Origin of the sequence: Pantoea sp. EKM103V, from assembly GCF_011800365.1 — a bacterium.
In the GTDB taxonomy this organism is placed as follows: Bacteria; Pseudomonadota; Gammaproteobacteria; order Enterobacterales; family Enterobacteriaceae; genus Pantoea; species Pantoea anthophila.
Genome location: NZ_JAALFQ010000002.1, coordinates 253,635 through 269,244, shown reverse-complemented (window position 1 = coordinate 269,244; position 15,610 = coordinate 253,635). Strand labels below are relative to the sequence as shown.

At 53.3% G+C, this 15,610-nt stretch carries 10 protein-coding genes and 1 pseudogene; 5 read left to right on the top strand and 6 right to left on the bottom strand.

Annotation, left to right across the window (positions count from 1 at the left end; genetic code table 11):
• Positions 1-132: 132 nt before the first annotated feature.
• The gene (locus HFD97_RS07610) at positions 133-2,913 is read left to right on the top strand and encodes a flavocytochrome c (RefSeq protein ID WP_167431693.1); all 2,781 of its coding nucleotides are present in this window, start codon (positions 133-135) and stop codon (positions 2,911-2,913) included.
• Positions 2,914-2,976: 63 nt separating this feature from the next.
• Positions 2,977-3,939, top strand: a complete 963-nt coding sequence (locus HFD97_RS07605; RefSeq protein ID WP_167431692.1) for an FAD:protein FMN transferase — start codon at positions 2,977-2,979, stop codon at positions 3,937-3,939.
• Here the strand turns inward: HFD97_RS07605 and dcuR are convergent.
• On the bottom strand, positions 3,933-4,652 hold the full coding sequence (dcuR, locus tag HFD97_RS07600; RefSeq protein ID WP_009093030.1) for a two-component system response regulator DcuR: 720 nt from the start codon (positions 4,650-4,652) through the stop codon (positions 3,933-3,935). The genes HFD97_RS07605 and dcuR overlap by 7 nt on opposite strands.
• Positions 4,649-6,238, bottom strand: coding sequence for a sensor histidine kinase (locus HFD97_RS07595; protein ID WP_208971007.1), 1,590 nt, complete (start codon positions 6,236-6,238; stop codon positions 4,649-4,651). Before HFD97_RS07595 ends, dcuR begins: the two co-directional genes overlap by 4 nt.
• A 349-nt stretch (positions 6,239-6,587) precedes the next feature.
• Between HFD97_RS07595 and mqo the strand changes: the two genes are divergently transcribed.
• Positions 6,588-8,237, top strand: coding sequence for a malate dehydrogenase (quinone) (gene mqo, locus HFD97_RS07590; protein WP_150029020.1), 1,650 nt, complete (start codon positions 6,588-6,590; stop codon positions 8,235-8,237).
• 171 nt (positions 8,238-8,408) lie between these two features.
• Here the strand turns inward: mqo and HFD97_RS07585 are convergent.
• Together HFD97_RS07585 and HFD97_RS07580 are read right to left on the bottom strand one after the other, a co-directional pair.
• A pseudogene (locus HFD97_RS07585) lies at positions 8,409-9,300 on the bottom strand (dihydrodipicolinate synthase family protein).
• Positions 9,301-9,321: 21 nt separating this feature from the next.
• A complete protein-coding gene (locus tag HFD97_RS07580) occupies positions 9,322-10,017 on the bottom strand; it encodes a B3/4 domain-containing protein (RefSeq protein WP_167431690.1) in 696 nt (231 codons plus the stop codon).
• Positions 10,018-10,060: 43 nt separating this feature from the next.
• Here HFD97_RS07580 and HFD97_RS07575 point away from each other — a divergent pair, with 43 nt between their 5' ends.
• A complete protein-coding gene (locus HFD97_RS07575; RefSeq protein WP_167431689.1) occupies positions 10,061-10,666 on the top strand; it encodes a helix-turn-helix transcriptional regulator in 606 nt (201 codons plus the stop codon).
• A gap of 206 nt (positions 10,667-10,872) precedes the next feature.
• On the opposite strand, the gene HFD97_RS07570 is transcribed toward HFD97_RS07575, so the two are convergent.
• Positions 10,873-12,789, bottom strand: a complete 1,917-nt coding sequence (locus HFD97_RS07570) for a methyl-accepting chemotaxis protein (protein WP_167431688.1) — start codon at positions 12,787-12,789, stop codon at positions 10,873-10,875.
• A 1,351-nt stretch (positions 12,790-14,140) separates the two neighbouring features.
• Positions 14,141-14,815 carry a GntR family transcriptional regulator gene (locus HFD97_RS07565; RefSeq protein ID WP_167431869.1) on the bottom strand — a complete coding sequence of 225 codons (675 nt, stop codon included), beginning with the start codon at positions 14,813-14,815 and terminating at the stop codon, positions 14,141-14,143.
• 114 nt (positions 14,816-14,929) lie between these two features.
• On the opposite strand from HFD97_RS07565, the gene HFD97_RS07560 reads away from it, so the two are divergent.
• A complete protein-coding gene (locus HFD97_RS07560; protein WP_167431687.1) occupies positions 14,930-15,610 on the top strand; it encodes a DUF2848 domain-containing protein in 681 nt (226 codons plus the stop codon).

The window sequence follows — 15,610 nt, the reverse complement described above, 5'->3', positions numbered from 1 at the left end:
AATAAGTAAATTTATCGCTTACGTAAGCAAAGAAAGGCGTATATTAACAGCATGACATCGGACCACTTAATTAAGCGATAATTTGCGTCCGCTAAAAAATTTCCAGACTTTTAAATCTTGGAGTTTATCGCAATGAATACACTCACTCCCATCCTTAATCCACTGACCCTGCCAAATGGCGCCGTGTTAAAAAACCGACTGGTGATGGCCCCGATGACCACCTGTACCGGTTTCTATGACGGCACGGTCACCAGTGAACTGGTTGAATACTATCGCGCACGGGCAGGCAGCATCGGAACCGTGATTGTCGAGTGCTGCTTTATCGATAACCGCGGCCCGGCCTTTCCGGGTGCCATTGCCATCGACAGCGACAATAAAATCCCCGGTCTGAAACGTATTGCGGACGCGATCAAATCTGAAGGTTCTACCGCCATTTTACAGATCTATCACGGCGGCCGTATGGTCGAGCCGGAGCTGATTGGCGGGAAAACCCCGGTTGCGCCGAGCGCCATCGCGGCGCCGCGTGAAGGTGCCACCAAACCGCTGGCGCTCAGCGCAGAAGAAGTCGACACCATGATCACCAAATTTGGTGATGCGGTGAACCGTGCAATCAAGGCGGGTTTCGATGGTGTGGAAATTCATGGCGCCAATACCTATCTGATCCAGCAGTTCTATTCACCCAACTCTAACCAGCGCGATGACAAGTGGGGCGGCAGCCGCGACAACCGCGCCCGCTTCCCGCTGGAAGTGCTGGAAATCACCCACAAGATGGCGGAACGCTTCGCCCACAACTCTTTCATCATCGGCTATCGCTTCTCGCCTGAAGAGATCGAAGTGCCCGGCATTCGCTTTGACGACACCCTCTATCTGCTGGAAAAACTGGCCGCGCGTGGCCTGGATTATGTCCACTTCTCTGTGGGCCAGCTGCTGCGTCCGTCGATTGTGGATACCCAGGACCCGACGCCGCTGATCGAGAAGTACCTCGCCATGCGGTCGCCTGAACTGGCAAAAGTGCCGGTGATTGGCGTCGGCGGCGTTGTAAACCGAGCCGATGCCGAGATGGCGCTGGAAAAAGGCTACGATCTGGTGGCGATTGGTAAAGCCTGTATCGCCTACCCGAACTGGGCTGACCGGATCATCAACAACGAGCACCTTGAACTCTACATCGACAGCAACAAACGCGAAGAGCTGCAGATCCCGGAACCGCTGTGGCGCTTCTCGCTGGTCGACGCGATGATCCGCGACATGAGCGAATCGGGCCGTAAATACAAAGCGGGCGTTTATCAGGAAAAAGTGGAAGCAGAAGCGCTGAAGCTGAAAATCAACGTGACGCTCGACACGGACCGTATCACCGACATTTCACTGGTGCCGGATGACACCCTGGATGTCGATTTCACCACCACGTTTGAAAGCCTGCGTAACCGCATTCTGGTAGCAAACAGCCCGCACGTGGATGCCATTACCGGCGCAACCACCCAGAGTGAGGCGCTGAAAAAAGCGGTTTCACGCGCCATGACCACTTCCAGCAAAGCGCATGTGATTGAAGAGGGGGGCAACCCGAATGCACCGCAGAATTACGATGTGGTGATTGTCGGCAGTGGCGGGGCAGGTCTGGCTGCGGCAATTCAGGCGCACGACGAGGGCTCTCGCGTCGTCATCATCGAGAAGATGCCGACCATCGGGGGTAACACCATCAAGGCGTCGGTCGGTATGAATGCTGCCGAAACCCGCTTCCAGAAACTCAAAGGCATCGAGGACAGCAAAGAGCTGTTCTATGAGGAGACGCTGAAGGGCGGTCAGTTCAAAAATAACCCGGTGCTGCTGCGTGAGTTTGTGGATCTGGCGCCGGAAGCGATCGAATGGCTGGCTAACCACGGAATCGAACTCAACGACATCACCATTACCGGCGGGATGAGCATTGACCGGACGCACCGTCCGGCTGACCGTTCCGCGGTGGGGGGCTTCCTGATCAGCGGTCTGGTGAAAAACATCAACAGCCGTAACATCGAAGTCCTGCTGGAGACCTCAGTCGCAGAAATCCTGTATGAAAATGGCGCAGTCACCGGTGTGAAGGTGGTCGATGAATACAACGACAGCCGCATCCTCTACGCGAAAAGCGTGATTGTGGCGACCGGCGGATTCAGTGCCAACCGCGAGCTGGTGGTGAAATACCGGCCTGAACTCGATGGCTTTGTCACCACTAACCACAAAGGCGCTACCGGCAGCGGGATTGCGATGCTGGAGAAAATCGGCGCGGGCACGGTGGATATGGGCGAGATCCAGATTCACCCAACGGTGGAGCAGACCACCTCTTATCTGGTCTCTGAATCCATTCGCGGCGGCGGGGCTATCCTGGTCAGCCAGGCGGGCAAGCGCTTCTATAATGAAATGGAAACCCGCGACAAAGTCTCGGCGCAGATTATCGCCCTGCCTGAGAAGAGCGCCTGGATTGTGTTTGACGAACAGGTGCGGATGAATAACAAAGCGGCCGACGAGTATATCGCTAAAGGCTTTGTCATCAGCGCGCCTACCGTGGCGGAGCTGGCGGTGAAACTTAACATGGGCGAACATCACACCCTGGAAGCGACACTGGCCCGTTACAACAACTTTGTTATCCAGCAGAAAGATGAAGATTTTGGTCGTCAGACCGCGCTGCGTCACCCGCTGAGTGAAGGTCCCTTCTACGCGATTCGTATCGCACCGGGTGTTCACCACACCATGGGGGGCGTGACCATCGACACCACGACAGCGGTGCTGGACACTCAGAAACAGGTGATCAACGGTGCCTGGGCCTGTGGTGAGGTGGTTGGCGGTATCCACGGCGCGAACCGTATCGGCGGGAACGCCGTCGCCGATATCATCATCTTTGGTATTCTGGCCGGTGGTAACGCCGCCGCTTACGCCCGACGTTAACGGTCCTCTCCGGCATCCGCTTCTGGCGGGTGCCGGTTTTCCCTTTCTGAAGCAGAGTCGCCTATGTTAACTGAAGCGCGTGTCTATGCTTACTCCGCCGTCCTGATGGGGTCACCCATCCTGCTCAAACTCTTCGAAGACAATCAGACCCTGGCCGCACAGGTTTTCCGGCTCATCAGACAGCAGGAGAATCTCTTTACTGTGAACCGCGCCGCCTCTGAGGTGATGGCGATCAACCATGCGGCAGGGCAGCATCCGGTGGTGGTCAGCCAGCCGGTGTTCGATCTTATCGCCTGCGCGCATGCGGTGAGCCTGCTGCCCGACAGCCTGTTTAATCTGGCGATCGGTCCACTGGTGAAGTGCTGGAAAATCGGTTTTCAGGGGCACAGCGTGCCGTCACCAGCGGAGCTTCAAGCTCGCAGGGCGCTCATCGATCCCCATGAGGTCATTCTTGACGCCGACGCCCGCAGCGTAATGCTTGCCAGACCGGGCATGGAGATTGACCTGGGGGCCATCGCCAAAGGCTATATCGCCGATCTTGTGCAGGCCTTTCTGCGCCAGCAGCAGGTCAGCCATGCGCTGATCAATCTGGGCGGCAACGTGCAGACCATGGGGGCACCCCCTGATGAACAGGGCTGGGCAATCGGCCTGAAAAAACCGTTTGGCGCAGCCGACGAGCTGATCGGTGTGATTGGCGTGAACAATCGCTCCGTAGTGACATCCGGCATCTATGAACGTTACTTCGAGCTGAACGGGATCTGTTATCACCATATTCTGGACCCGCGTACCGGGTATCCGCTGGATAACGAACTGCTGAGCGTTACCGTAATTTCTGACCGGTCGCTGGATGGCGATATCTACACCACGCTGCTGTATGGTCTGGGCGTGGAACAGGGCATTGCCTGTCTGGCGGACAAACCGGGTATTGAAGCCCTGTTTGTGACCCGCGACAGGCGGGTCATCTGTTCGTCACAACGTCACTTTTCGTTTCAGCTGCTGGATGACGATTACAGGCTGGTTCACTGACAGTACTGTTTGAGCAGGGTGTGATATTCCGGCTGCAGGCGGTAGCGGTAAACCGGGCGACCGGTGACGCCATAGTGAATGCTGGTGAACAGAATATTGATCTGCGCCAGCCAGATGAGGTATTTGCGGCAGGAGACGCGGGAGATATTCACCTCGGTTGCCAGTTCGTCGGTCGAGAACTCGGTACCCGGATGGGCGTCGATCCACAGGCAGAGCGTCCGCAGCGTCTGCGGCGTCAGTCCCTTCGGCAGTCGTTTCTGTTCGCTGGCCCCTGGCGGGTTGCCATGCAGAAGCTGGTCCACGTCTGACTGCTGGTAAAACTGATGATTATCCATCAGCGACTTCTTCTGTCGCCAGCCGGTGAGCGCCTCTTCAAACCGGGCAAACTGGAAAGGTTTGATCAGGTAATCGACCACCCCGTAGTTAAGTGAGGTTTTGATGGTGGCGGCATCGGCAGCAGACGAGATAATAATCACGTCAACCGGACGGCCTGCGCTGCGGAGCTCCGGGAGCAGGTCGAGGCCGTTTTCCTGCTGCATATAGATATCCAGCAGAATCAGATCCACCTGTGGCTCGGCCTGGGCCAGCCGCTCTTTCGCCTGCTGTAACGTCGAGGCCGTTCCGCAGCAGGTAAATCCCGGGATCTGCCCGATATAGCAGCGGTTCAGCTCCGCGACCATGGCGTCATCATCGACAACTAACACATTAATCATTGGGTAATCATTCCTCTCTCCCACGGAAATTGTACTAAGAATTGGGTAAAGACGCCGGGTTCTGACTCGACGCTGACGCTACCCCCCAGGCTTTCGGTTTGCTGTCTGACCAGAAACAGTCCGACACCGCGATCCTCACCCTTTGTGGAGACGCCCCGTTCAAAGATGGTGTTCAGCTGCGCGGCATCAATGCCGGGACCATCATCACTCACTTCGCAGGCTAACCAGCCATTCTGATAGTGCAGCATGAGGTGGATTTCACCCTCAGTCTCCGGGTCCAGCGCCTCAAGCGCATTCTCAATTAAATTGCCCAGCACCGTAATCAGTACCGCGCTCTGCTCCTCACTGCCGCAGTCAGGCAAAAAACTGGCCTCATCGATAATCAGCTGATGGCCCTCATCGGTAACCCGGTTGATTTTACTGAGCAGGAAACCGGCAATGATCGGCGATTTGATCTTCTGCAGCAGCGAACCGATCTCCGTCTGATAGGCGTTGGCAGTTTTGAGAATGTACTCTTCCATCTGCGCATAGTTTTTCATATGCAGCAGGCCCAGAATGACATGCAGTTTGTTCATGAATTCATGGGACCGCTCACGCAACGCATCCACATAGTTTACCATGCCGTCCAGACGCTGCATCAGCTGGCTGATCTCGGTTTTGTCCCTGAAGGTGGTCACCGCCCCGATAATCCGGTCACGGCTGCGCACCGGTACGGTGTTAGTGATCAGGATGCGATTTCCCAGCGTCAGTTCTTCATCATACCAGGCTTTCCCCGCATGCAGCGCATCCTGCTGGTGGCGGTGCATCACGCTCTCTTCAGCAATCAGATCACCGCTGGCTGGCGTTTTCTGTGTGGTCTCATGCAGCAGTTGCTGCGCGGCCTGATTGATCAGGCTGACGCGGGAGTGATCGTCTACCGCGATCACCCCCTCTTTGATGGAGTTAAGAATGGCCTGGCGCTGCTCAAACAGGCTGGAAATCTCGTGTGGCTCCAGACCCAGCAGGATGGTTTTCAGCCGCCGGACCAGAATCAGGATACCCAGCAGCCCGACCACGCCGCCAAACAGGCTGGTCCAGACGATGTTCCAGCGGCTTTTCGCAATCTGAGCCGCCACATCATTCAGCGCAATGCCGATCGCCACCACGCCGATCTGCTGATGCTGCGCGTCAAACACCGGCGTAAAGACCCGTAACGCTTCCACCAGCACACCATGATTGACCGCCACATTCTCCCGACCGCTCAGGGTGGGATAGATATCGTTACCGACAAAGTGCTTGCCGATCACCGCAGCATTGGGATGCGAAAAGCGAATGCCGCGCATATCCGTCACCACCACAAACAGCAGGCCATTGCGTTTACGCGCCGCCTCAGCCAGCGGCTGGATCTGGCTGCTGCCGTCAGGCAACAGCAATCCCCGCTGGATTTCCGGGCTGTCCGCCAGCGTTCGGGCGACCGCCATCGCCTTATCTTTCAGGTGCGACTGGGCAAAGTTATCGATCTGAACGAAATAGAGCAGATGGACAGCCAGCAGTACGGTGAAGATAACCGCGGTCATCATCAGTGTGGTCAGGGTACTGAGTTTCATGGGTCGTTTCGTCACGGCGTGTCGGTTCTGTGGTTGGCTTGTCATAGGCTTTCAGTACGGATGGGAGATCGCCGGGAAACATACGCTAACTCGCCGCATCAGTACAGTTTTAGCGGCCTGACCGCCGTCGGTTTCAGTAAGAATATTTGTGTTAGGGGATTGTATAATTCAAAGGACACCCTTAATGTGTGGTTAAAATAATCGCTCAATAAAGTAAGCCTTTTGTAATTAAATTAAGGCTAAATTGCTATTTTTAATTTTATAACTAATTTCGCATTAACTCGTAAATAACATTATTTTAAACTTTGAGGACTTTTTTTAACCAGTACGGTCCGAGCTGTAGATTAAAATGATGAATTCACAAAAAGTTATTCCCGCGCTGTCTCTTGCGGCCCTGTTAGTTTCATCCGCACTTCACGCTGAAACCTCACCAGAAAAAACCGATGTTCTGTTAATTGGCGGCGGCATCATGAGCGCCTCCATGGGCACTATGCTGGAAGAGCTGCAGCCTGGCTGGAAACAGATCATGGTTGAGAAGCTGGATGGCGTGGCGCTGGAATCCTCAAACGGCTGGAACAACGCCGGTACTGGTCACTCTGCTAACATGGAGCTGAACTACACGCCTGAGCGTAAAGATGGCTCTATCGACGTGTCCAAAGCGCTGGAAATTAACGAAGCCTTTATGGTTTCACGCCAGTTCTGGACCGCACAGGTCAAAGAGGGCGTGATGCACGATCCGCGCTCTTTCATCAACTCTACACCACACATGAGCTTTGTCTGGGGCGACAACGTCGACTTCCTGACCAAGCGCTATGCTGCACTGCAGAAAACCGCGCTGTTCCAGGGCATGAAATTCTCCACCGATCACAAGCAGATCGAACAGTGGGCGCCGCTGGTTATGGAAGGTCGTGATCCGCAGCAGAAAGTCGCGGCAACCTGGACCCCGGTCGGCACCGATGTTAACTACGGTGAAATTACCCGTCAGCTGATCGGCAGCCTGAAGAAGAATAACAACTTCCGTCTGGAAACCTCCTCTGAAGTTACCGAGTTCAAGCGCAACGGCGACAACTCCTGGCACGTCACCATTAAAGATGTCAAAAATGGCAGCGAGCGCGCGGTCGATGCGAAATATGTCTTTATCGGTGCCGGTGGCGGCGCGCTGAAGTTACTGCAGAAAACCGGCATCCCGGAAGCGGACAACTACGCGGGCTTCCCGGTTGGCGGCTCGTTCCTCGTGACCGAAAACAGCGCGATTGCTAATCGTCACCTGGCGAAAGTCTACGGTCAGGCTTCCACCGGTGCACCACCGATGTCTGTTCCGCATCTGGATACCCGTTATCTGGATGGCAAGCGCGTCGTGCTGTTCGGACCGTTTGCGACCTTCTCTACCAAATTCCTGAAAAACGGCTCGCTGTTTGACCTGCTGAGCACCACCACGACCCACAACATCGTGCCAATGACCGATGTCGGTATTGATAACTTCGATCTGGTGAAATACCTGATCGGTCAGGTGATGCTGAGTGATGAAGATCGCTTCGACGCGCTGAAAGAGTACTATCCGGACGCGAAGAAAGAGGACTGGAAACTGATTCAGGCCGGTCAGCGTGTTCAGATCATCAAGAAAGATGCTGAGAAAGGTGGCGTGCTGAAACTGGGTACAGAAATTGTGACCGATCAGCAGAAAACTGTCGCAGCCCTGCTGGGTGCGTCGCCGGGCGCGTCAACCGCTGCTCCGATCGCCTTAAGCGTGATGCAGAAACTGTTCCCGGAAGAGTTTAAGTCAGCAGAGTGGCAGGCCAAGATCCACAAAATGATTCCTGGTTATGGCCAGAAGCTGAACGACAACGTGCCGTTGCTGCAGCAGGTTTGGAATGAGACTGCGGCAACCCTGCAGCTGACCACGCCGCCTGTGATCAACATGGATGGCAAATCAGCACCGGCGCCAGCGGCTCAGCCTGAGCAGGCAGCGCCTTCAGCCAAACACGATATGGCGCTGTAATCGCGTCCTGATGTGAAAAGCCCGCGCGGGTCACCCTGCGCGGGCTTTTTTATTGCGCGCTGTTCAGTGCCTCAGGCTGACGGCTTGCCGCGTCACGGCTTCCCGGCAGGCGAGCAGTTGCGTTTAGTGTCAGGCAAAGAGGGTGTTTTAAAAAACCGATCCCTTTCAGGATTACCTGAGTTCCAGTGCGTTCATTACCCCGCCAATATCCGCAATAGCTCCTGCCGGTAGCGGCTGAAGAGGCCGGGGCAGACAATCCATGTCGGTCAGTCCTGATATGCCTGCTGCTGCAGACATGACGCGAATACTGCCTTCATATTTACGGAAAAGAGCCCATAAAGGTTCCAGTCGCGTTGTCAGGGTAGTAACAAGCTCATAATCTTTCGCCATTGCGGCTTCAGTAACCTGTTTAGCCATCAGCGGAAATAAACCACCACACACTGAATACCAGACTTCACAGCCAGCATTTAATCCCAGCCCGGCATAAGCGTCTCCGCTGACACCGATGGCCACCCCCGGACGCAGATGTCTTCGTAATGCACTCACTCGCTCAGTCGCTGCTGTCGGGCTGTCAGGAACGCCGGGTATTTTGACCGAATGCACCTTTTCAAGTGATGAGAGACGGCCGTGAAGTTCATCCGTAAAGGTGAAATGAGTCGTGCCGGGATTATCATAAATGCAAACCGGTACAGACACGTGCCGGGTTACGGTTTCGAATAATGAAAAGACCTCTTCATCACGGAGTGGCTGGTAACTGACGGCCGGGAGTAAAAGGGCATCTGCGCCGGCTGCCTGCGCATCATCTGCGAGATGCAGAATGGTATCGGTGCTGACAGCCCCCACACACCATAACAGGGATGTTTCCGGCATGCTGTTTTGCCACAATTGTCACACGCCTGCGCTGCTCCCGGGTCAGATAGGCGTAGCTTCCGGTGGAACCAAGGACGCCTACAGAGTCAACCCTCGCTTCAGTGAGGCGTGAAAGAATATGGCTGAAACCCCTTTCATCCACGCCGCTGGCGGTAACCGGGGTTATTGGAAACGCCGACAGGCCGGTAAACATAAACGTTTCTCCTGAATGATATTAAGGGTGTGATTCTTCGATGAGCGAAACGTCAAACCACAGTCCGGGCATCATTTTTTCCAGACCGTCTGTCAGCATCTTCCCGGCTTCGTTCAGCATCTCCAGCGGCATCTCGGGGAGGCTCTCAAGGATAAACCACATCTGCTGAGCTTCCACGTCCAGGCGGGTTCTGATCCCCTGTCGCCAGTTCCAGCGCCGGCAGGTCACACCGGCATCATCACACCATATAATCTCACCCTGCGAGGGATATTCAATGGCAGGCTCGCCCTCTTTAACGGTATCAAAAGGTTCTGTCCCTTTTGCTACAGCCAGGCGTGGTGTACCCCGATAGGCAGAGATGTTCTCGCCACCGACCGGAACGGCATAACGAAGACTGACAGCATTATAAAGATCAACAATGGGATCGAGCGCCGGCATTGTTCCGTCGCGCAACACGCGCTTACGCAGTGCATCAGCTGAACACGGCGTGCGTTTAGGTTTAGCGCCAAATTTCTGGAAAACTTCGCCCCAGGCGGCCAGATGAGACTCCGCCCATTCTGGCTGACCAGCCAGAACGGTTCTGCATGCATACTGCAGAGCTGCTTCTCCTGCATCGGGATTCATCACCGGTGCGGCTTGCACGACGATACTTAATGCCCGAAATCCAGGTGCAATGCGATAAATTTCAGGAGCGATTGACGGAGATACTCTTAACACGGGATAATCCTTTAATGACCAATTTATATCATGATAATGACCGATGACCAAAAAAGTCAATTTACTGACCGATGCGAATGCTGTTGTCGACACAGTGAATGAAGCCGTATCTCAGCGCATTAAGTTGTTTCGTCAGCAAAAGAAAATGTCTCTTGATGAACTCTCCCGCCGGGCTGGCGTGAGCAAGGGGACCCTGGTTGAGATAGAGGGATGTAGGGCGAATCCCAGTATTGCGGTGCTATGCCGGCTGGCTGCCGCGATGGGGGTTTCAGTGGCTGACTTTGTGGATGTCAGTTCAAAACCGGCAGTCCGCCTTATTTCATCAGATGAAATACCGGAACTATGGAAAGGAGAAAAAGGTGGCAGTGCAAAATTGCTTGCTGGTTCTGGCGGCCCTGATATGACAGAACTCTGGATGTGGGAAATGCAGGCAGGTGAAAAGTTTGCCTCCCCCGGACATACAGAAGGAACGATTGAACTTTTTTATATTCAGGCGGGTTCGCTCACGCTTGGGGTACAGGACCATGAGTACCTGTTAAAAACAGGTTGTTCAGCCGCTGCCAGAACGGATGTTCCTCATTTCTATGAAAACCGGGAGGAAAACCCCTTAGTTTTTTTCATGACTGTTCACGAAAAACAGTCTGCATGATGATGTCCGCTATGAGCGATAAGCGGAAATTCGACAGTAACAGTATGTAATAAGCAGATGTGCCGGCTGATATCAGTGCCTAATAGTCAACAGGGAACAGCTCAGACTGACTCAGCGTTATAAGAAGACTTCTCACCTTGCCGATACAGGTTACTGTAGGATGCAGCCAGATGAGGTTAAATTCACATCTGGCTACCGGATGGGTATCAGAAAGTTTCCCAGTTGGCCTCTGATGCCCTGACGGACGACTGCGGCCTTAACACGGACGTGGCCACCTGAACCCTGGGCGTCAGCAATCCGGAAGTAGGCACACGGAATACGGCAACGGTTTTCTCTAGCTCGAGCGCCTGCTCTTCGAGGCTGCTAGCCGCTGCGGATGACTCTTCAACCAGCGCAGCGTTCTGCTGGGTTGTCGTGTCCATTTCCGTCATGGCCTGCGCAATTTGAGTAATGCCGCGGTTCTGTTCGTCCGACGCAGCGGCAATTTCACCCATGATGTCCCTCACCTGCGACACAGACCTGACAATATCCTCCATCGTATTGCCGGCACGGTTAACCAGCTCGGTACCGTTACTTACCCGGCTCAGAGACTCACTAATCAGCGTCTCAATTTCTTTTGCTGCAAGCGAGCTGCGCTGTGCAAGGTTGCGGACTTCACCGGCAACCACAGCGAATCCGCGCCCCTGCTCGCCGGCCCGGGCCGCCTCGACTGCGGCGTTTAGCGCAAGAATGTTCGTCTGAAAAGCGATGCCGTTAATAACGGAGATGATCTCCCCAATCTTGCCTGAACTCTCACTTATTCCCCCCATGGTGCTAATCACGTCGTTGATGATATCCCCGCCGCGGCTGGCATTATGTGACGCGTCGGTAGCCAACTGGCTGGCGTGATGCGCGTTCTCCGCATTTTGCTTAACCGTGGATGTCAGCTCTTCCATGCTGGCAGCCGTCTCGACCACTGCAGCCGACTGCTGTTCGGTACGTGACGACAAATCGGTGTTGCCGGCCGCAATTTCAGAGGAGGCGCGGGCAACATTATTCACGCCGTCCCTGACCCGTGAGATGATGTCACGCAGGCTCTGGTTCATAGTGCCCACGGCAGTCATCAGCTCGCCAAGCTCATCGGTGCGGGCGCTGGTGATTTCTGACGTCAGGTCACCTTCAGCAATACGTTTTGCAGACGACAGTGTTTCTCTCAGCGGGACGGTGATGCTCCGCGTCATACGCCAGGCAATAATGAGACTGAGAACGATACAGGCAAGGGTTGCAAAACCAATCTGCCATAATGCAGTCTGGATAGAGTTCTGAGCCATCTCTGACTGAAAGAACGCGAGGCCTGTTATGGAGTCATTCACTTTGCCTGCCGCTGCAGTCATATCATCTGAGGCAAGGCTTTCAGCCCGTACCGAAAGGAGATAATTTTCCAACAGGGCGGAGCCTGATAGCGTTTTTTGATCCACTTCCGTCAGTAATGCAGCGAGCGCACCATCAGAAGAGCCTTTAAGCTGCTTAACAAGCGGAGAAATCGACTCCCTGAGCGCAGTGTATTTATCCAGCCCGGCAGACTCTGGCTTTTTGATAAATGCCTGGACATTAAATGCCGCCTGCTCTGTTTTGAAGCTGAGAGAAAGCAGATCCGTAGCCATTTCGGCAGGCTCTGCGGTCTGACTGGAAGCCAGCTTTTCAGCCAGTGAGGCCAGGTCCAGAGCGTGTATCTGACTCAACGCGAGTGCTGCTTTGTCATTGGTCTCAAGAAAGATCCGGCGCTTTTCCTGGTACTGCGCCAGCACTGCGCCCATGAGAGAAAGCCTTTCCGCCCCTTCTGCTGACCATGAGTATTTATCGAGACTGGTTCGTAAACTAAAAAGCTGATTCGTCGCCTCACCGTTAATATCGATAAACTTTTTATCCCGGGTGTACTGGAAAATCGTGCGGTTAAGCCTGGCTTTTGCCAGCGTGTCCAGCATCTGTACGGTAACATCCCGCTTGGCTGAGTTTTCCTGAATACTTAAAAAACAGCGGAGCGCCAGCGCCGCTATGATGACAGAGGCCAGGATGACAAGCGTGAATCCCAGCGCCAGTTTGCCGCCTATTTTCAAATCCGTAATTTTTTTTATAATGTTCATTTAATAAACCCCAGTGTAAATAATACCCCATTCCTGATGTCTTCTCAGGCTCAGATACTGTATCGGTCAAAAAGATGCATTGTTTATGCTTGTTTAAACGTATTTGAAAAAATTTTTTCTTACAGGAAAGAGTCAATCAGTAATACCGCTTCGCTTAAAGCTTTATACTACTTGATGTGATTATCATTTAGGTTATCGTTTGATGCCTAACTTAATTTCGGCGAGGTGTTGTCAGGTGAGTGGAATTAATGAGAGCGTTAATCTGTTATGAAATACAATATAAATAAGGCTCGAGCGAAAAAATGAGTAAGACTGCATTAATCATGCTCAATCACAGTATGCATCCGCAAATAAACTGCACAAGCTTATGATTAATTTTTTAAATATCATGAACCCTGTGGCGAGTTGCCCATTGTCGATAGCTGAATAGGGTTAGAGTCGTGAATGCCTTAGACAGGAATCCATCTTGATAATTTCGCTTTTTAAAATACATAAGTATTTCATTGTGATAGTTGCAAATGTCAGACTTACCTTAAATTATGGCGCGATCATGCCGGCAAACTGTTTCAGGTAGGTCTGCAGCAGCAGTCCTGAAGTAATAAATTAGCTAAGAATCTTCTCTCCAAATACAGTACAGGTAACATGCTGAAAGTCCTACCTTATATCAATCGCTGAATGTTTAGTTGAAGTTACACTTTTACAATGTGGGAATTCGAAACTCAGCCTTCCAATTCCGTCATCTCTGCTGTCTTAGACCGCGTTCATCTATACTGACTATTTCAGTGGGAATTTGTAATTAAGGTCGCGCCATGGTCATCGTTCTTATTCTGATGAGAAAATATGCAGCGCATAGGCTGCAAAAGATGCTTAAGGCATTGCAAGATGCAACCCAGCGCTAAGAGGAGAAGCATTTAAATACGAAACCCTCTAAATACGCTGATTAAACCAGGAGTTTCTGACTTACATGACAGAAAATTTGAGAAATAATAAAATCCTATTTATCCGAAAGAAAAATAATGAAAACAAGTAATTTTGTCTATTCCGCCTTAATTGGCATTCTGTGACGTTTATGGCGCCCCTCGCTGCAGCACGCCTTGCCATGCGCGATACATCGGGAAGTCTCCTACTGCTGGACCGTCCGCTATTTTCAACGCGATTGCCCCAGGCTAAACAGCGAACCGGCAACACTCCCCACTGGGCACATCATGCTCCCGAGCGCCGCTGCTGCCCTGAAAACTTTATCAGCCGCCAGCCATCATTAGCGTGCCCCCGCAGCAACCGGGTCATGCATAAACTGAAATCGATCAGGCGCTGTCAGGAAGGGGACTTGCGACGGCACGCGGTCTGGTCCTTAAGCGGAAAGTAGGGCGCGCTTAAATGAGAAAATATGCGCACGTGCGGCTTCGGCTGCACGTTGCGTATCGCCTGATTCCAGCGCGGCAATGATTTCATTATGCTCAGCGATCACTTCATCCATATGCGCAACGTTGGAAAGGGTGGTGGCCCAGAAGCGCTGCGCTTGTGCATGAATCACGCTAAGGATATCGGCCAGATGGCGATTACCGGCAATCTCGGCCAGGACCTGATGAAACTCGCGATCCAGCAGCATCATCTGTTCGCGGCTGCGTAACTGGCTCGCCTCATCAATTTGCTGATTAAGATGACGCAGACGCTCAAGCTGCGCATCCGTTACCTTCTGGCTGCCAAGCTCAACACAGAGCGTTTCATTTACCAGCCGTACTTCAATCAACTCCAGTGCATCATCAATCGATAATGGCGCCACCATGACACCTTTACGCGGGATAATTTGCAGTAAACCTTCGGTTGCGAGGCGATGAACCGCCTGATTAACCGGTGTGCGGCCTATCGCCAGATCATCCATCACCTGAGCGGTATTAAGGTATTCGCCAGGTTTATAACGCAACGTAATGAGCTTGTGCCTGAAAGCCAGATAGGCTTGTTCATTAAGAGAAAGGCTTTTATCTGCACTGCCTGGGTTCACATTTTCCGCCACTGATTCACTCATCACCACGTTCCTTTTTTTACCTGTAAGACATCTTACACAAAAATCTGGCATGAAAATCGCTAGTTTAAAATTACTGTGAAATTTCACTGTGATTTTTCAACCGGAGGTTTTCTCATGCAGTTGCGATTCTCTACGGGCGACAAAGCCGCGACCACACTGAACGTGGACATTACGCATTTCATTATTGCTGGCTGGGCCGGCCGCGATAAGGAAGCCGTGTTGCACCATATTCGTGAATTAGAAGCCCTCGGCGTGCCCGCACCCGGTGCAGTTCCGCTTTTTTACCGGGTTGCGGTTAATCAGCTCAGCCAGCAATCAGAGCTTGAAGTGGTAGGCGAGCAGACCTCCGGCGAAGCCGAACCCTTCGTTTTCTCGCATCGCGGCGAATTGTGGGTGTCCCTCACGTCTGATCATACCGACCGCCATCTGGAAACTTTTAGCGTCGCGCTCTCTAAGCAGGCGTGTATCAAGCCGGTTGCCAGCGCGGCGTGGCGCATGAGCGACGTTACCGAACACTGGGATGTGCTTGAACTCAGCTCATGGATTAAGGAGCAGGGTAAATGGGTCATCTATCAGCAGGGCACGCTGGCCTCTCTGCTGACACCACAGGATTTGCTTACGCGCTATTTTGCTGGCGGTGTCGTGGAAGAGGGCGTTGCTATGTCCTGCGGCACGCTGGGCGCCATTGGCGGCATCCGGCCATCCAGCCAGTTCCGCATGGCGCTGCATGACCCGGTGCTTAATCGCACGCTGGAACACACTTACACCACCGGCGCGCTGCCGGTGGTGGCATGA